The 18,457-nt window shown below is 34.2% G+C and carries 21 protein-coding genes; all 21 read right to left on the bottom strand.

The genetic code is table 11. The annotated features are described in order from the left end of the window. Positions 1-164 precede the first annotated feature (164 nt). The gene (locus tag RPL90_RS11620; protein WP_313549822.1) at positions 165-836 is read right to left on the bottom strand and encodes a 50S ribosomal protein L25/general stress protein Ctc; all 672 of its coding nucleotides are present in this window, start codon (positions 834-836) and stop codon (positions 165-167) included. Between the two features lie 129 nt (positions 837-965). After that, entirely contained in the window at positions 966-1,931 is a 966-nt protein-coding gene (locus RPL90_RS11615) for a ribose-phosphate diphosphokinase (RefSeq protein ID WP_061855545.1), read from the bottom strand. 131 nt (positions 1,932-2,062) lie between these two features. Next, positions 2,063-3,421, bottom strand: a complete 1,359-nt coding sequence (glmU, locus tag RPL90_RS11610; protein ID WP_313549817.1) for a bifunctional UDP-N-acetylglucosamine diphosphorylase/glucosamine-1-phosphate N-acetyltransferase GlmU — start codon at positions 3,419-3,421, stop codon at positions 2,063-2,065. Positions 3,422-3,870: 449 nt separating this feature from the next. Then, positions 3,871-4,185, bottom strand: coding sequence for a septation regulator SpoVG (spoVG, locus tag RPL90_RS11605; protein WP_048793342.1), 315 nt, complete (start codon positions 4,183-4,185; stop codon positions 3,871-3,873). Positions 4,186-4,252: 67 nt separating this feature from the next. Then, positions 4,253-4,627: a RidA family protein gene (locus RPL90_RS11600; protein ID WP_313549814.1), complete on the bottom strand. Its 375-nt coding sequence runs from the start codon at positions 4,625-4,627 to the stop codon at positions 4,253-4,255. Between the two features lie 18 nt (positions 4,628-4,645). Continuing rightward, entirely contained in the window at positions 4,646-5,470 is an 825-nt protein-coding gene (purR, locus tag RPL90_RS11595; RefSeq protein ID WP_061855548.1) for a pur operon repressor, read from the bottom strand. A 17-nt stretch (positions 5,471-5,487) separates the two neighbouring features. Beyond that, positions 5,488-6,336 (bottom strand): 4-(cytidine 5'-diphospho)-2-C-methyl-D-erythritol kinase, encoded by an 849-nt coding sequence (gene ispE / locus RPL90_RS11590; protein WP_313549809.1) that lies wholly within the window; start codon positions 6,334-6,336, stop codon positions 5,488-5,490. 242 nt (positions 6,337-6,578) lie between these two features. Then, on the bottom strand, positions 6,579-6,842 hold the full coding sequence (gene veg / locus RPL90_RS11585; protein ID WP_048793346.1) for a biofilm formation stimulator Veg: 264 nt from the start codon (positions 6,840-6,842) through the stop codon (positions 6,579-6,581). 99 nt (positions 6,843-6,941) lie between these two features. After that, positions 6,942-7,832 (bottom strand): 16S rRNA (adenine(1518)-N(6)/adenine(1519)-N(6))-dimethyltransferase RsmA, encoded by an 891-nt coding sequence (gene rsmA / locus RPL90_RS11580; protein ID WP_313549805.1) that lies wholly within the window; start codon positions 7,830-7,832, stop codon positions 6,942-6,944. Beyond that, on the bottom strand, positions 7,832-8,383 hold the full coding sequence (gene rnmV, locus RPL90_RS11575; protein ID WP_313549802.1) for a ribonuclease M5: 552 nt from the start codon (positions 8,381-8,383) through the stop codon (positions 7,832-7,834). The genes rsmA and rnmV overlap by 1 nt, the downstream gene beginning before the upstream one ends. Before the next feature lie 124 nt (positions 8,384-8,507). Then, the gene (locus RPL90_RS11570) at positions 8,508-9,275 is read right to left on the bottom strand and encodes a TatD family hydrolase (protein ID WP_048793349.1); all 768 of its coding nucleotides are present in this window, start codon (positions 9,273-9,275) and stop codon (positions 8,508-8,510) included. A 22-nt stretch (positions 9,276-9,297) separates the two neighbouring features. After that, positions 9,298-11,271 (bottom strand): methionine--tRNA ligase, encoded by a 1,974-nt coding sequence (gene metG, locus RPL90_RS11565; RefSeq protein WP_313549859.1) that lies wholly within the window; start codon positions 11,269-11,271, stop codon positions 9,298-9,300. A gap of 301 nt (positions 11,272-11,572) precedes the next feature. Beyond that, positions 11,573-12,409 carry a 16S rRNA (cytidine(1402)-2'-O)-methyltransferase gene (gene rsmI, locus RPL90_RS11560; protein ID WP_313549795.1) on the bottom strand — a complete coding sequence of 279 codons (837 nt, stop codon included), beginning with the start codon at positions 12,407-12,409 and terminating at the stop codon, positions 11,573-11,575. Beyond that, the gene (locus RPL90_RS11555) at positions 12,410-12,661 is read right to left on the bottom strand and encodes a GIY-YIG nuclease family protein (protein ID WP_313549792.1); all 252 of its coding nucleotides are present in this window, start codon (positions 12,659-12,661) and stop codon (positions 12,410-12,412) included. It lies immediately after the preceding gene. Next, a complete protein-coding gene (locus tag RPL90_RS11550) occupies positions 12,654-13,382 on the bottom strand; it encodes a tRNA1(Val) (adenine(37)-N6)-methyltransferase (RefSeq protein WP_313549789.1) in 729 nt (242 codons plus the stop codon). Before RPL90_RS11550 ends, RPL90_RS11555 begins: the two co-directional genes overlap by 8 nt. A 101-nt stretch (positions 13,383-13,483) precedes the next feature. After that, entirely contained in the window at positions 13,484-13,825 is a 342-nt protein-coding gene (gene yabA / locus RPL90_RS11545) for a DNA replication initiation control protein YabA (RefSeq protein WP_313549786.1), read from the bottom strand. Positions 13,826-13,840: 15 nt separating this feature from the next. Continuing rightward, on the bottom strand, positions 13,841-14,644 hold the full coding sequence (locus tag RPL90_RS11540; protein WP_313549783.1) for a PSP1 domain-containing protein: 804 nt from the start codon (positions 14,642-14,644) through the stop codon (positions 13,841-13,843). A gap of 2 nt (positions 14,645-14,646) precedes the next feature. Then, positions 14,647-15,573 (bottom strand): DNA polymerase III subunit delta' C-terminal domain-containing protein, encoded by a 927-nt coding sequence (locus RPL90_RS11535; RefSeq protein ID WP_313549780.1) that lies wholly within the window; start codon positions 15,571-15,573, stop codon positions 14,647-14,649. A gap of 109 nt (positions 15,574-15,682) precedes the next feature. Further along, complete coding sequence (locus RPL90_RS11530) at positions 15,683-16,012, bottom strand: cyclic-di-AMP receptor (RefSeq protein WP_313549777.1); 330 nt, start codon at positions 16,010-16,012, stop codon at positions 15,683-15,685. 27 nt (positions 16,013-16,039) lie between these two features. After that, positions 16,040-16,657 carry a dTMP kinase gene (gene tmk / locus RPL90_RS11525; protein ID WP_313549774.1) on the bottom strand — a complete coding sequence of 206 codons (618 nt, stop codon included), beginning with the start codon at positions 16,655-16,657 and terminating at the stop codon, positions 16,040-16,042. A 1-nt stretch (position 16,658) separates the two neighbouring features. Continuing rightward, positions 16,659-18,002 (bottom strand): Orn/Lys/Arg family decarboxylase, encoded by a 1,344-nt coding sequence (locus RPL90_RS11520; RefSeq protein WP_313549771.1) that lies wholly within the window; start codon positions 18,000-18,002, stop codon positions 16,659-16,661. Between the last annotated feature and the right edge of the window lie 455 nt (positions 18,003-18,457).

The following is an 18,457-nucleotide window of genomic DNA, read 5'->3' as shown; positions in this document are numbered from 1 at the left end:
TTTATATATTGTGCGTTAATTGATTACAACAACGAAAAACAAATCAATCCGCATCTTGTATTTTTAATATCATCCATTATATTAACATAAAAAAGCACCTGCTTAAGCAAATAAGCATGGTGCTTTTAAATTTAAAATTTAGGAAACAATCGTCCGAACAAATATTATTCTTTGTCTTCTGACTCTTCGTTTTCGCTGTTTTCGTCTTCTTTGTCTTCACCAACAACTTCAGGTTCTTCAGTAGCTGAGTCGCCTTCCATTGCTTCGATTTCTTCTTCTGTAGGTTCTTCAGTTGGAGGAACTACAGTTACGACTGAATCATTTTCGTCGTTTTCGATTGTGAAGTTACCAGTAGTTTTAAGGTCACTTACTGAAACACTGTCATTTACTTCTAATTCAGAAATATCTACTTCGATTGATTCTGGGATGTTGTCTGGAGTTGCAGTTACTTCAAGGTCGAATAATGGTTGTTCAACAACGCCACCTTCTTTAGCTCCTGCAGCTTCACCAATTAATTGAACTGGTACTTCAACAGTACGTTCTTCACTCATGTTGATTGCTAAGAAGTCAATGTGAGTAATTTGGTTTTTAAGTGGGTCGAATTGGTAGTCAGAAACCATTACTTTAATAGTTTTAGAACCTACAGTTAATTCAATAACACCGTTACGTCCAACTTCACGGATAACTTTAATAAATTCTACTTCGTCGACTTTAACTGAAGTATTTTTAGTACCGTAACCGTATACGATTGCTGGTACTTTACCAGAATTTCTTAATGTTTTTAAATCTGAACGTGTTTGTTTCCCTTGACGAATGATTGACTTTAATGAAGCCATGCTCATTTCCACCTTTCATAATTGCTCTATACTAGAGCCCCTCACTTACCCATCAACATTTTCGTTGCTTGTAAGTGTTTATTTATTCGTTTTTACACGAATAGTCATATTATACCTTTTTGTAATAAATTAGTCAAATAGCACACTAACTGATTCACGCTCGTAAACACGAATAATTGCTTGAGCTAACAACCCTGCTACTGACAGTTCTTTAGTGTTTTCAGGTTTGCGACTATCTTCTAGTTGAATAGAATTTGTAACAACTAACTCCTTAATCGCTGAATTTTCGATACGCTCTCTTGCTGGACCCGATAGTACTGGATGCGTACAACAAGCGTAAACTTCTTTCGCGCCTTTATCTTTTAATGCCTGTGCAGCTAACGTAATTGTTCCTGCAGTATCAATGATATCGTCTATAATGATTGCTGTGCGTCCATCAATTTCACCAACAATGTTCATTACTTCTGCAACATTTGGTTTTGGTCTACGTTTATCAATGATTGCAATTGGAGTTTTTAATATGTCCGCTAATTTACGTGCTCTAGTCACACCACCATGATCTGGTGAAACGACAACACATTCATCCGGATTAATGTCTGCTTCATTTTGGAAGTAATCAGCTAAGATTGGCACACCCATTAAATGATCGATAGGAATATCGAAAAAGCCTTGGATTTGTGGTGCATGTAAATCTAAAGCAATCATACGATCTGCACCAGCTGTTTCGATTAAGTTAGCAACTAATTTTGCAGTAATAGGTTCACGGCTACGTGCTTTTCTATCTTGTCTAGCATATCCATAATATGGCACTACAATATTTATTGTTGAAGCTGAAGCACGTTTACATGCATCAATCATAATTAGTAATTCCATTAAGTGTAAGTTAACTGGATTAGAAGTTGGTTGGATAATAAAGACGTCACAACCACGTATACTTTCTTCAATATTGATTTGAATTTCACCATCGCTAAAACGTTTAACAGAACATTTTCCTAGTTCAATACCCACGCTATCTGCTACTTGTTGTGCTAAAGGTTCGTTACCCTTTAAAGAAAATATTTTTAAAGCAGAATTTTTATATTCATTGTTTAACATTTATAGTCCTCCAATTAATTACTTCCATAAGTTTAAATAAATAGACAATACGAAACTTCTTTTTCTATGCTGATAAAAGTGTTGTATCTTGATTTTAACAGTAAAAGCATGTTTGTCTAAAAGTTAACTCTTTATTTATTATTAAAATAGCCTTCTTTAGTCGTTTGTCTTTCTCTCGCTAATGCCAAACTGTTGTCAGGTACGTTATCTGTTATTGTTGAACCTGCAGCAATAAATGCAAAATCACCTACTGTAACAGGAGCAACAAGATTAGTATTACATCCTATAAATGCATCATTGCCTATTGTTGTCTTAAATTTATTTTTACCATCGTAATTAACTGTAATAGAACCACAACCAACGTTTGCACGTTCACCGATTTCAGCATCACCAATATAACTTAAGTGTGGAAGTTTTGCGCCATCTTTAACAACTGATTTTTTCACTTCTACAAAGTTACCTACTTTAACTTTATTACCAATATCTGAACCAGGTCTTAGTTGGGCAAATGGTCCAATATTAACTTCATCAGCAACCTTAGATTCGTTAATCACTGATTGTTTAATATTCACATTGTTACCAATGCTACTATCAGATATTTCTGAGTGTTGGCCTACTATAACATTTGAACCTATAACAGTTTTACCAGTTAATTTCACTCCAGGTTCTATCGTTGTATCTTGTCCTATTTTTACGTCTTTACCAATGTATGTAGTTTGTGGATCAATGATTGTTACACCATCACGCATATGTTGTTCGTTTATACGTATTCTCATTGCTTGTTCAGCGGAACTTAACATAACACGATCATTAACACCCATGATTTCATCAAAATCATTAGTATGGTAAATTTCAACCTTGCCATTTTCGTCAAGAATTAATGATAGTACTTCTGGTAAGTAATATTCGCCTTGTGCATTATCATTGTTCACATCTGCTAATTTAGAGAACAACGTTGCGTTATCAAAAGCGAATATACCTGAACTAATTTCGTTAATTTGTTGTTCTTTAGTTGTTGCATCTTTTTGCTCTACTATTTTTGTTAATGACTCGCTGTCATTTCTTACAATACGTCCATATCCAAAAGGATTAGGTGCAGTGGCTGACAATACTGTAGCTTGAGCTTGATTTTGTTCATGATGTTCAATTAAAGATTTTAATGTTTCTGCAGTCACTAATGGTGTATCACCACAAACAACTAAAGTTGTACCTTCTTGAGTACCTATATGTTCTTCTGCCATTCTAACAGCATGAGCAGTACCTAATTGTTCTTCTTGAAAACTATATAGCGATTGCTCGCCTAATGTTTCTTTTACACTATCTGCGCCGTGTCCTACAATTGTTACGATTGTTTCAACGCCAGAATGTTTTACATTATCAATAACATGTTCAATCATTGATTTGCCTGCAACTTCGTGTAACACTTTATATTTCTGTGATTTCATACGTGTACCCTTACCTGCTGCCAGTACTATTGCATGTCTTTGCATGAGTGCTAACCCTCCATTAAAATATACACTTCAATATTATTATAATTTAACGTCAGTATTAGTTTCAAGACTCAAACAACTAATGTCATATAATGGCAATATTTTATTTTGCATATGATGACGTTTTCATATCTATCACTTCTCTATAACTCCCATTATACGCGTTGTCATATGAGGTTATGTAATGACTATTTCATTTTTTAAAAATCAACGCTTTTATGACGAAAAGTTAGCTTTAAATACATTTTTTGTCACTATTCAATCACTAAAACTTAAAATTTTAGTATAGTTTATTACTACTTTTTATTTATAGCTATCCAATGATTCATTGTCATATGTATTCAACGATATAAACTGCAATAAAAAAAGCAGTTATACTGATTATTAAATAGTCAGTACAACTGCGCGATTAATTTATATCTTTATCTCATTTTAATCATTTCGAATTTTTATGCTTCGTCATTATTTTCTTCATCATTTGATGACTGTGCATTTCTATCAGGAATAACTTCATCAGTTTCTTCATAGACTTTCATCACTGCATCTTGAATTTCTTGTCTCATTTCTGAGTTAATAGGATGCGCGATGTCACGGAATTCACCATCTGGTGTACGTTTACTTGGCATTGCGACGAAAAGACCTGAGTTGCCTTCAATTACTCTTAAATCATGTACTACAAATGATTCGTCTAACGTAATTGATACGAGCGCTTTCATTCTTCCATCTGTGTCTATCTTTCTAAGTCTTACATCTGTCACTTTCATGTAGTGAGCCCCCCTAGTTTGTCTCTTTGTAAAGAAGCATAACAAAATTAATGAGATTTATAAATCCTTACTTCACTTTAGCAATTAATTCAATTTCAACTTTCACATCTTTAGGTAAGCGTGCAACTTCAACACAACTTCTCGCTGGTTGATGTGCATCAAAATACTCACCATAGATTTCATTTATTTTTTGAAATTCATTCATATCTTTAATAAAAATTGTGGCTTTAACGACTGATTCAATATCTGAACCCGCTGCATCTAGCACAACTTTTAAATTTTCTAAAACTTGTCGTGTTTGTTCTTGCACATCATCACTAACGATTTGACCGTCAGTATTCAATGGTATTTGTCCCGATGTAAATAACAAACCATTAATTTCTGTTGCATGTGAATATGGCCCTAAAGCTTCGGGCGCCTTATTTGTATTAATTACTTTCATGCTGTCGTAATCGCTCCTTTAAGAAAATTTAGTTAAACTATTGCCTGTTTCTACGTTAAATTGCTGATTGTATTCATCTACATCAGATAATCTAACCAAGGAAGTATAATCTTCTATCAATCGTTGTTTAACTTCTTTTGATTCTACAAGTACTGATACCCCTTTAACATGTGCTTTAAACTCATTCATTAAATTCATTACACCATTAATTGAACCCCCAGCACGCATAAAATCATCAACAACGAGTACATTAGAATTTTCAGGCAAAGTGCGTTTAGATAACACCATTGTTTCAATTTTGCGGGAAGAACCAGAAACATAATTGATTGAAACAGTAGATCCTTCTGTAACTTTATTATCTTTTCTAATAACTACTACCGGTAAATTTAATACACTTGCTACGGCATTAGCTAAAGAAATACCTTTGGTAGCTATCGTTACTACGGCATCTAGTTGTTCATCCATGTAAAGCGTTGCTATTAACTTGCCAACTTTCTTTAATAAAATTGGGTTCCCCATTAAATCAGATAAGAATAAATAACCACCAGGTAATAATCGATCTTTTTCTTGTAGTAATTCGATTAACTCTTCTACAACTTCTGTAGCTTCTTTTTTGCCCATTTGAGGTTTATATGTAACGCCACCGCTTGCACCCGCAGTAGTCGTTACAGTACCCAATTTTTCTTTTTGGAATGTTGTTTTTATAATTTGAACATCTTCACTAATTGATGATTTGGCCTGTTTGAACTTTTGGACAAAGAACGTTAACGGTATCAATTTATTGGGATGATTCATTAAATATTGTGTCATAAAAACAATACGCTCACTTCTCTTGTATCTCATATCGTGCTTCATCCTTTCTAACCTAGTAATCTTACTAATTGAACTTCGTTACAACATCCATTCACTGCATTATAAATATGCTTTGCTTGTTTTTCATTTTTAGCTAACGCATATACTGTCGGTCCACTGCCACTCATTAATGCACCATCGGCGCCACTGTTTAACATGTTTTCTTTTAATTTGGGAATCCCCGGATACATTTTGTGCGATACCGTTTCTAATCTATTCGATAAACTTTGGCACAATGCCTCATAATCTCCAGATGCTAAAGCGCTCAAACACGACGCTGTATGCACTCGAAAATCATTTTCTAATGTGAGAGACTTAAACACATCAGGCGAGGAAATACCTACATCTGGTTTTGCAGTAATAACCCAAGCAGATGGCGGTTTATTTAATAGTTCGACAATTTCACCTTTGCCTTTACAAATAGCTGTTTTGCTATATAAGCAAAAAGGAATATCTGTACCAATATTTATACCGATTTGACATAACTCTTCCAATGATAGATTTAAATTAAAGAGTCGATTCATCCCCCTTAAAGTAGCTGCTGCATCTGCAGATCCGCCCCCCAGTCCCGCTGAAACTGGAATGTCTTTCTCTAACCTTATTGTTACACCTTGCTTAATATTATAATGCTTTTTTATTGCTTCGGCAGCTTTGAATGCTAAATTTTTATGATCAGAGGGTACATAATTTTGTTCTACTTCGACTACTATTTTATTATCATGTCTAATTTCAAAAGACAATCGATCGTTTAAGTCAATCGTCGTCATTATCATTTCAACTTCATGATAACCATCATCACGTTTAAAGAGTGTGTCTAATGTAAGATTTATCTTAGCATGCGCCGTTTCGTATATCATATCCCCACCCTCTTTCGATTCGATATGGTAATACATCGATTTTAACATAATGTACGGAAATACTAGCAAGATAATTTAAGTTTCTCAAGAAAATTTACGATCTAAATTTCAAAACAGAATGTTTTTCACTATTTTTCAATTAAATTTTAATGATTTTATAAACTAATCATAAAATCGCGCATAAAAAAAGAGATGCTTATGCACCTCTGATTAAATATATGTAATTATTGAAATGCTTTTCTTTAGTGTGCAATTGCTTCTTGATGGCTATCTTCTTCGAAAGAAACTTGTACGTTATCAGTTAAAACATCAGTGTATGTATAAGACACACGCTCAAAGTTATGTTTGTCTTGATCAAGTTCGACAATAAATACAGACGGATATGTTTCTTTTAACACACCACAACGTTCAATTGTTTTCTTGCGACCGCCATTTGCTTTGAGTACAATACGGTTTCCTAAATGACAATCAAGTGAATTTTTGATGTCTCCAATAGATTTTGGCATATTGCTCCACCTCGCTACAAGTTGTATAATAACACATTTAGCACGATTTCGTCAAATAAATGATTAATTTTAGCAAGGTAAAGCGAGAATGTCAATAGATTAAAATTGTAATTCGGGAAATTTTTCTAAATTGTTGTAAAGCGTTGCAAACTCCTCTATTGCAAGCGTTTCACCACGTCTAGTAGGATCTATATCCGAACTTTTTAGCCATTCACCAATCTTAGCCTTCAGCTTTTTACCATCCGAAAATAATGATTGATAATTATTATTTATTGTTTTTCTTCGTTGGCCGAATGCACCTTTCGTTAGACGGAAAAATTTCTCTTCATCGTCTACATTTACGATAGGTTCAGAACGTTGCATTAATTTAACAACGATTGAATCCACATTTGGTGGAGGTAAAAACACAGATTTAGGCACTGTAAGCACTGTACTCGTTTCTGTATAATATTGCGCTACTATAGATAAAGAGCCATAAGCTTTTGTACCAACTTGCGCATTTAGTCTCTCGCCCACTTCTTTTTGCATCATCACCACATAACCATCTATTGGTAGCGATTGTTGCATTAAATTTAAAAGTATTGGTGTCGTTATATAATAAGGTAAATTTGCCACTACCATAATGCGTTTGCAGTTTGATAAATGTTGGTCAACATAATGTGCCACGTCAGCTTTTAATATATCTTCGTTAATTACCTTTACGTTATCATATGGCGCTAGCGTGTCATTGAGCACCGGTATTAATCGTTGATCTATTTCAAATGCAACTACTTTTTTTGCATTTTTAGCAAGTTGTTCGGTTAAAGATCCCATGCCTGGGCCAATTTCAATTATACCCGTTTCATCATCAATCTGACTCGCATCGATAATGTTGTTAATGATATTAACATCAATCAGGAAATTTTGACCTAAACTTTTTTTGAAATCAAAGCCATATTGTGCCAATAAAGCCTTTGTTCGAGATGGTGTAGCAATATCTTTAGTTTCCATTACTTTTCACTTCCTTTCTTATCTAATAGCGCTTCACGTACATCTTCTTCCGTATAGCCAAACGCATTTAATTTTTTTACTAATTGTTTCCCGTTAGAATGACCAATATTTAATTTTTGACTTAGCATAGCACGCTTTCTACGTGCATCTTTACCAACGATTAGGCCTAAATCTATTAATACATCCTTACTTATGGATTCATTTCCCTCTTCAAATGGCGTACTAACATTAATTAATGCAACTTTAATGTCTTCTATAGAAGCGTGTTCTACACCAATTTTGCCACGTTTATTACGTGCTTTGAATCTATCTATATAAGCATGTTTGACACCTGGAATATAATCACGTATCGTGTTGCGTATTTTATCACCTGGGAAATCAGGGTCAGTTAACACAATTACACCTCTTGTTTCATAGGCTTGTTTAATCACTTCAAGCGTTGATTGATTAATTGCACTACCATTAGTTTCAATCGTGTCGCATTCGACCGCAGATTTTACGCGTTCTGTATCGTCACGACCTTCAACTACAATAAACTCATTTATTTTCATTTATTGTTTCACCTTCTCAATATATTCATTCCTATAAAAAACGAGAAAGATATCGGTTTAACATTTATGGACATTGCGATACTTTCAATTCCAAATATTAGACCAACATCTTTCTCTTTTAACTTTATAATTTAAATAAAGTTTCAGCATTCTTAGTAGTTTGCTCACATACTTCTTCATAGCTTACACCACGTAATTCTGCAATTTGTTCAGCAACAAGTGTGACACGTGCTGGTTCGTTGCGTTTACCTCTATAGGGGTGTGGTGATAAGAATGGCGCGTCAGTTTCTACTAACAATCTATCGAATGGTACATGTTGCGCAACTTCTTTAGGTTGTTTAGCATTTTTAAATGTAACAGGTCCACCTAATGACACATAGAAATTTAATTTATTAATGATTTCATCTGCTATTTCTGGTGACGCACTAAAGCTATGCATAATGCCACTAATTTCTTCAGCATGTTCTTCTTTTAAAATATCCACACAATCTTGAGTTGCCTCGCGATTATGAATAATTATAGGTAAATTAACACGTTTAGCTAACGCAATTTGCTTTCTAAACAATGCTTGTTGAACATCTTTAGGTGATTTATCCCAATGATAGTCTAAACCTGTTTCGCCAATACCGATAACTTTGGGATGTTTTGCTAGTTCTTCTATCCATTCTAATCGCTCTTCCGTACAATCAATAGCATCGACAGGATGCCATCCGATAATGCCATAAATAAAGTCATATTGATCGATTAATTCCATTGTACGTTCAACTGTAGGCGTATCAAATCCTACGACAAACATACGATCGACACCATTTTCTCTAGCACGCTCGATGACCGCTTCTAAATCTTCGTCATACTGTTCTGCATTTAAATGTACATGCGTATCGATTAACATTTTTAATCGCTCCCCTACTTTATTATTTAATTACTGCACCGTTTGGAATAGCACTTGGTAAGCTTACTAATGTTAGGACACCATCTTTTTCGGCTGATAAAATCATACCTTCAGATTTTTGGCCCATTAATTTCGCTGGTTTTAAATTAGTAACGACCGCTACTTTTTTACCTATTATATCTTCAGGATTGTAAAATTTTGCAATTCCTGAAACTATTTGACGTTGCTCTGAATCTAAGTCGACTTGAATTTTTAATAATTTATCTGATTTAGGAACTTGTTCAGCATCAGTTACTGTCGCTGCTTTAATCTCTACTTTATCGAAATCTTTAATATCGATTGATTCTTTTGAAGGTACTTCTTCTTCAGCATGATCTTCTTTTGGTGGTTGCATAGATGCTTTGATGTATGCAATTTCAGCCTCACTATCAAGACGAGGGAAGATTGGCGTTGGTTTTTCAATCACTGTAATCGGTTCGGTTAATGCGCCGTAAGACTCAATGCTAGCAAGGTCATGTAATTCTGGATTATTAATATTTAATTGTTCAAAGATTTGATAAGGTGCATGTGTTAAGAATGGTCTTAAAATTACCGCTATGATACGGATATTTTCTACTAAGTGCGCCATTACATTACCTAACATGTCTTTTTGACTCTCATCTTTAGCTAAAACCCATGGCGTTGTTTCATCGATATATTTATTCGTACGACTAATAAATTTCCATACTGTTGATAAAGCAACAGAGAACTGTAGATGTTCCATGTTTTCATGGTAAGTTTCGACAGTGTCTAACGCCATTTGTTCCATATCTTTGTCTAAATCGTTTTGAGCACCTTTATACGCTGGTAACTCACCATCAAAATATTTATTGATCATTGAGATCGTACGATTTACTAAGTTACCAAGGTCGTTAGCTAAATCATAATTTGTACGTTCAACGAAGCCTTCAGGCGTAAATACACCATCAGCACCAAATGGTAGTTCACGTAATAAATAATAACGTGTAGCATCTAAACCGTAACGATCAATTAAAACGTTAGGGTCAACTACGTTACCTTTTGATTTACTCATTTTACCGTCTTTCATTAAAATCCAACCGTGTGCAAAGACCTTTTTAGGTAATGGAATATCAAGTGCCATTAATAAAATTGGCCAGATAATTGAATGGAAACGAACAATTTCCTTAGCCATAATATGAATATCAGCTGGCCAATATTTTTGGAATAATGAATCATCATCTGACAAATAGCCTAATGAAGAAATATAGTTTACCAGTGCGTCAATCCAAACGTATACAACGTGTTTAGGATTTGATTTAACTCGAATACCCCAATCAAATGAAGTACGAGATACAGCTAAATCTTCTAAACCTGGTTTAATAAAGTTATTAATCATTTCATTTTTACGTGAAGGTGGTTGAATAAAGTCAGGATTTTCATCGTAAAATTCTAATAGACGGTCTGTATATTTAGACAAATTGAAGAAGTAACTTTCTTCTTTGACTAACTCTACATCATGGCCTGAATCCGGGCTTTTACCGCCGACAATTTTGCCATTCTCGTATACTGGATCTACAAGTTGTGTTTCAGTGTAGTATGTTTCATCAGGCACCGAATACCAACCTTCATATTCACCTAGATAAATGTCGCCTTGAGACAAAAGACGTTCAAAGATTTGTTGTACGACTTCTTTGTGACGTTCTTCTGTAGTACGAATAAAGTCGTCATTAGAGATTTCTAGTTTATTCCATAAAGCTTTAATACCAGAAATCATTTCATCTAAATAAGCTAACTCAGTTTTGCCCGCTTTGTGCGCTTTTTCTTGAATTTTTTGACCGTGTTCATCTGTCCCAGTTAAATATCTTACATCGTAACCTTGCATTCTTTTATAGCGTGCAATCACATCACCAGCAGTCGTTGTGTATGCGTGACCGATATGCAAGTTTCCACTCGGATAATATATTGGGGTAGTGATATAAAATGTATCTTTCACCATCATTGTTCCTCCTCGTTTCTTACACTATAAATATATCTAAATTAATATTTGTTTTCAATGAAGCCTTGATGTGTTGAATTATGCATAAGATTACTTATCACTCATATTTTGACGACACCATGTTACTTCTATGTACACTCAATAAACATCTGATTTTATTAAATATAATTATATGCTCTATCTTATCTACAATACCATAAATCGCCATATATTTGGTACCTTTTTATTTCTATTTGAATTAATAAAATACACGTCAATGTTATAAGAAAACTACATTATTTTTTGTAGAAATATGACACCCTTAATTCACGTTATGATAAATATTATAAACTTCACTTGTTTTCATATTTCGATCTTCAGCCACTTGTTTTATAGCAGCTTTCGGTTTCATATCTTGCTCGATATAAACAGTGACATGTTCATCTATCGTCATATTTTCAAACCAACTTGTGTCTTCTACTACGGCTCCTCCTTCGATTAAAATAACGAATTCACCCTTTTGAGGAATTTGAGATTCATCGACGGCAGTTAATAACTGTAAGACAGGTTGTGTTTCGATTTGTTCAAATTTTTTAGTAAGCTCGCGACCTAAAGTAACTTGTCGCGCTTCATCAATTTTAGTAATTGCTTTTAACGTATCTTTCACGCGATGTGGTGATTCATAAATGATTAACGTACTATCTTGGTACATACGATTTTCTAAAACTTTTAATTTGTCTTTTTCTTTTCTTGGTAAAAATCCTAAAAAAGTATAAGTAAATGAAGGCAATCCACTCGCCATTAAAGCTGTAAGACCCGCATTCGGACCTGGTATCGTTTCGACGCGTATGCCCGCTTCTCGCGCCGCTACTACAAGTTCATATCCAGGATCACTTATAAGTGGTAAGCCTGCATCAGAGACCAATGCAATATCCGAACCATTAGTTAATTGTTCTATAAGTACACTTGTTTGCTGTTCTTTATTATGATCATGATACGATTTCAATGGTGGCTGAATATCATAATGATGACATAATTTACTAGTAACTCTTGTGTCTTCACACGCAATCATATCTACAGACTTAAGTGTTTCAACGGCTCTATACGTTATATCTGCTAAGTTGCCTATGGGTGTACCTACTAAAAATAAAGTTCCCATTTATTGCCCCTCCTTAATTAATTGCAATTTTTTATTTCTTGAATAAGTTTTTATTTCATGCTCTCGTTTTAAAGCGCTTGATTTTGTATCATGAATTTCGTGATATACGAGTGATACTGGCCTTCTATTTTTAGTGTATTTCGCACCTTGCCCCAAATTATGTTTTTTTACACGTTGTTCTACGTCTTTAGCATAACCTGTATAAAGCGACCCATCTTTACATCGGACGATATAGACATAATGACTATCCATAATATACCTCACTCATTTCTGATGTATATGTCCCATCTTCATTATAAATATAAAAAGGGGGTTGTATTGCCAAACCTTGATTACCATTCTTGCGTCCTTCGACAATAATCGTTTGCGCATCTTTTGATTTCTTACTATATACAAAATATAACTTTTTAGGTTCTATCCCACTTTCTCTCATATTGGATAACACATCCATTAAACGGTCAGCACGATGAACCATCACCAACCTACCACCTTGCTTCAATAAATGCCTTGCTGCTATACAACAATCTTCCAATGAACACATGATTTCATGCCTAGCAATTTTATGGGCATTTTTTTGATGTTGATGTAATTGATTGCTTTTAAAATATGGTGGATTACATGTCACTAAACTATACTGTGATGGTTTAAATTGCTGACGTACATTTTTCAAATCCATCTCATACATTTGAATCTGTGACGTTAATTGATTGTAGGCAATACTACGATTGGCCATATCAACAAGTTGATGCTGTATTTCGATACCATCTATTTGGCATTTCGTTTTATATGATAATAACAATGGCACAACACCATTCCCCGAACATAAATCCATGATTGCATCATTTTTTCTAACTGCGGTGAAATGACCTAATAAAAGCGCATCTGTAGAAAAAGAAAAGACATCATCATTTTGAATGATACGCAAATGTTCTTTCATCAAATAATCTAACCGTTCATGTTCTAACAATTCCATATTTATCCTCCAAAAAAAGGATAAGATGGCGATGCTTGCTATTATTCAAGCCTATCACTAACATCTCATCCTTTTATAACTTATTCATTTACTATTAAAAACTATTCGCTTAAAACTTCTAAACAAAATAAGCAATCGTCGCCTTTTCTATGTTTACCAAATAGTTCACCTTTACAAATATGAAAGCCTTCTTTATACAACATAGCAAGATTATCCTTACTGCGTAATGGTTGTTTAGCGTTAGAAGATTTTGCAGTTTTCTTTTTAGTAGAAGCCTCATCTTTATTAATTAAAGATTTCAAATTGTCATTTTCAATATGTAAGGCTACATTTTCTTCAACTAGCTCAACCATTAAATTTTTCATTTCTGTCATGTTGTTGTTAACTTCATCAATTTGTCTTTCTAAGCGTGAAAGTTTTTCAAAAATCTCACTTCTATCCAATGTCGCTAAAGCCTCCTAATTAAATGCTTCTAATTCTTCTGCTTTATATTCAAGTGGTTGTTCGAAACCTTCGACTTTAACTTGCATTGAGACGTCTAAAATATTCAAACCTATTACTTTACCATTACCATCAGGCGTTTCAATATTGTCACCTACGTCTGGTAACTGAGCTCGAGCTTCTTCATAATAGTCATTCTCATATTTCAAACAACACATTAGACGACCACATGCACCAGAAATTTTCGTTGGGTTTAACGATAAATTTTGATCTTTAGCCATCTTAATAGACACCGGTTCAAAGTCTCCTAAAAATGTCGAGCAACATAATGAACGACCACATGGTCCAATGCCGCCTAATAATTTAGCTTCATCTCTAACACCAATTTGTCTTAATTCAATACGTGTTTTTAATTTTTGAGCTAATATTTTTACTAATTTTCTAAAGTCTACACGGTCATCAGAAGTGAAATTAAAAATTACTTTTGATTTATCTAACGTAAACTCACAATTAACCAATCGCATTGATAAATCCAATTGCTGAATCGTCGCTTTACACAACTCCATCGCTTCACTGGCATCTTGTTCATTTTGGTCATATTTTTCTTTGTCTTCGATTGAAGCTACACGGACAATTTCTTTTAAAGGTAAAGTTACGTCTTCATCTGCAACATCTAAAGGTGCATATTTAACGCGTCCCATTTCTATTCCTCTTTTAGATTCAACAACGACCCATTGTCCCGCTTCCAAGTCGTGATTCATTGGGGAATAATATTCTAATTTACCTGACTTTTGAAAGTCAATGCCTACAACATTTTGCATGTTTAACTCACCCCTTTTATAACTATCTGTTCAAACACTAACGTCGGGTTAACATTCTGATTTAATTTTTTATTCGCTTCAGTTATTCTATCATACATTAAAACGATTTGATTAAAATCAATTTTACTCGCATAGTTAGTTACATCTACTTTAATATCTTGAAAAGTCATTTTATCATCTATGCCAACTTTTGCGTGCATGATATCTTCAAAAAATGCATTAACCACTGCTAATGTTAACAATTGCAAACGTCTATTTTTAGCTTGTTTTAATAAATCAACGATACCAATTAAAGCCATATGTTTATTCGATAGCAATAAATTACACCATCGTAAAATACTTTTACGTAATGTTGTTAAATCAGCTTCCTCATTTATACTTAATGCACTATCTAATTGTGTCGTATATGTACATAGTAACTCAGCAACAGGTCGAGAAATTTCGTGTGCTTCAAGTCTTTGAATAAATCGCTCTTTATCTATAGGTTTAAAATAAATATGCTGGCATCTTGAATGAATTGTATTTAAAATTTGTTCGGGCTTAGTAGAAAGCAAAATAGCTACCGTGTTTTCAGGCGGCTCTTCCAAAAATTTTAAAATACTATTCTCACCTTGAACTGTAAGTTTTTCAAAAGATTCAATTATATATACTTTATGGTCACTTTCTATTGGCAATTGATTCATATGTCTAACAAGTTGTTCTATTTGTTCTTTTTTTATTGTAGTTTCTTCAGAAGCGACATGCATAAAATCAGGATGGTTGAATGTATCTACTTTTAACTGACACTGTTCATTATCATTACATAAAATTAGTTTCGCAAATTCTAAAGCTACTTGTTGCATTGTTTGTGCATCATCACCTTCAAATAAATATGCATGCGATAGTTTATTTGAGTGATAAGCATTTGTCAGCATTTCTTGTTCATCCATCACAAAAATACTCCTTTATATAAAAAGGCTGCATATATAGCAAGTATATTCATATGGCAATAAAACAATCACCTGTATGAATTACATATGCATATATAGCAACCATAATTTAAAATTGATGGAAAGCTTCAACTGGCATTACGAATACCGTTGCTCCTCCAACTTCAACTTCAACTGGATATGGAATATAAGAATCAGCACTACCACCCATTGGTGTAATTGGTGATACGAGTTGCTCTCTATTACCACATGTATCATCGATAACTTTTAAAATTTCGTCTACCCGATCATCTTCAACACCTGAAAGGAATGTCGTGTTACCTGCTCTTAAAAAGCCACCAGTTGTAGCAAGTTTTGTTGCTCTAAAATTGTTTTTCACGAGTTGGTCTGAAAGTTCTTGGCTGTCTTGATCTTGGACAATCGCAATAATCATTTTCATATTCATACACCTCTTCACATTATTATATCATAATTTTTCTAAAAATTTGAGAATAGATTTATACGTTGCATCCACAACGTCATCGATATTTTGATTGGCGTCAATCACAACAAAGCGAGAAGCATCACTGTCAATCACTTTATGATAACCCTCGACTACTTTTTCATGGAAGGCTTCATCTTCCTGATCCAGACGATTTTGTTCACGTAAATTTGATACAATACGTTGTCGTCCCACTGCAACGCTGACATCTAAATAAATTGTTAAATCAGGATATAAACCATTAATCGCAAACTCATTTATTGCTTTAACTTCTTCTACACCTATACCCCTTGCATAGCCTTGATATGCTAAAGAACTATCAATATATCTATCACACAAAACTACTTTACCTTGGTCAAGCGCTGGAATCACTTTGCCTACAAGATGTTCCCGTCTTGATGCTGCAAACAATAAGGCTTCTGTACGTTCATCCATATCGCCACCTTCTAATAATATTTCGCGAATTTGTTCCCCTGTAGTGACGCCGCCTGGTTCTCTAGTAACAATCGTATCAAATTCACCTTGTAATTTTGATGCTACTTGTTGTAGCACAGTCGTTTTCCCTGAACCTTCTGGGCCTTCAAACGTAATAAATGCTGACATTTTATTCATCCTTAATTTCTATATAATTGTTTTTTATACCTTCTACTCTTAGCCTTTGATTAGACCAATGTTGCAATAATTTTACCATATTTGCAGTTATTTTTTCGCCCTTCAACATAATGGGGATACCCGGCGGATAGGGTACGATATGCGTAGCCAAAATTTTCCCCTCGGCCTCTTCTAGCTTAGCTGTTCGCGTCTTGTTATTAGCACTGAACTTATAATGTCCTATAGCCGTAGTTTTTATTTGTTTCTCTATCGATATTGAAGATGTTTTAGTTAATTTTAGCCTTTTTATTTTATTTAATAAATCATTAAATGGATAAGTATCATGTTGATGCCATAACGGCAAAACAAACAAGATTTGGTGTTCATCTGCTAACTCTATGAAAATGTTTTGCGCCTCAAACAACGCTTGTAATTCATAGCCATCATACGCATGGTGCGATACACAAAGTTTCAATGGATCATCCACCACACTCACTGTTAATCCTTGTTGCTCTAAATAATCAATTAGTTTTTGACGTTTATCAAAAAACACGTCACTCTTATAAGTTTCATAAAAGTGATGAGCCAACTCTAGACTAGACATTAATAAATAAGAAGGACTTGAAGATTGAAAATAACTTAAATAATTGATTACTTGTTGTCTTAGTGGTGCATCCTTATGTATAAACAATACCGAACTCATTGTTAGTGACGGTAAAGTTTTATGATAAGATTGAACGACAAAATCTGCCCCAAAGTTTAACGTTGACTGCGGAAAACCTTCCAAATCAAAATGTGCGCCATGAGCTTCGTCTATTAATACCGGTATGTTCAGTTTATGTAAATGTTCAATTTGTGGCTTTATATCAAAGCACTCTCCATAATAGTTAGGATAAGTGTAAACTGCTAATTTATAGTCTTTTTCAAAATAATCTACATTACTATATGTTGGTCCTAAATATTGATAAGTATCTGTACTTATATCCATGCCTAATAATAAGGCATTACCTCGCGCTATCTCAAGGCCATGAAAAACTGATTTATGTGCATTTCTCGTGATAATGTAATCCCCAGATATATGAGCAAATGCTTGAATAACTGATAAAATGCCGGACGTAGTCCCATTAACCAAATAAAAAGCGTCATAGTCTTTATGTTTAGTTATATTAGCCATACTTTCATACAACACTTCCTCTGGATGATGTAAGTCGTCCAATCCAGTAATTTCAGTCATATCCATATTAATATTTAATTTATCCAAACTACCAATTGTATTATTTTTATGCCCAGGTACATGCATAGAAATTGGATTTTCTTTCATTAAAGATTTCAATTTATTAGATAACGGTAATGCCATCTTCCATACACATCCACTCTATAGTATTACTAACCCATTATAAAGTATCGCTTTCGCTTCTTCAAAATTTTATTAATAGAGCATTTTACCTTTTAATTAATCTTACATTTTCAGGTATGAAAAAAGAGACTCGAGCGTCTCGGATGGGTTCCTCTATTAGGGGGATGGCTGCTACCATCGGCGCTAACGAGCTTCCTTGGCTTGAGGCAAGTGCTCGCATCTTTCCTCACTTGCACGCCTCGCTTACTTGCTTACTTGCTCGTAAGCGCGTGGCGCGATGCCTTGAGTTCGTCATCTTCAAACGCTTTCTCTGCGCCAAAAGGTTTAATGTTTTAATTTCTGTTTATAGAAAGACCCTCGGTCTTGAAGTGTTTTTAATATTATTCTAAGAAGTTAAGCTTCTTTTAGGCATAAAAAAAGAGACCCTTAGGTCTCGGCTCATCGCATCCAATTAA

Origin of the sequence: Staphylococcus kloosii (genome assembly GCF_032139365.1) — a bacterium.
Taxonomy (GTDB): Bacteria; Bacillota; Bacilli; order Staphylococcales; family Staphylococcaceae; genus Staphylococcus; species Staphylococcus kloosii_A.
The sequence above is the reverse complement of the archived record's forward strand: the minus strand, read 5'-3'. Positions and strand labels throughout refer to the sequence as shown.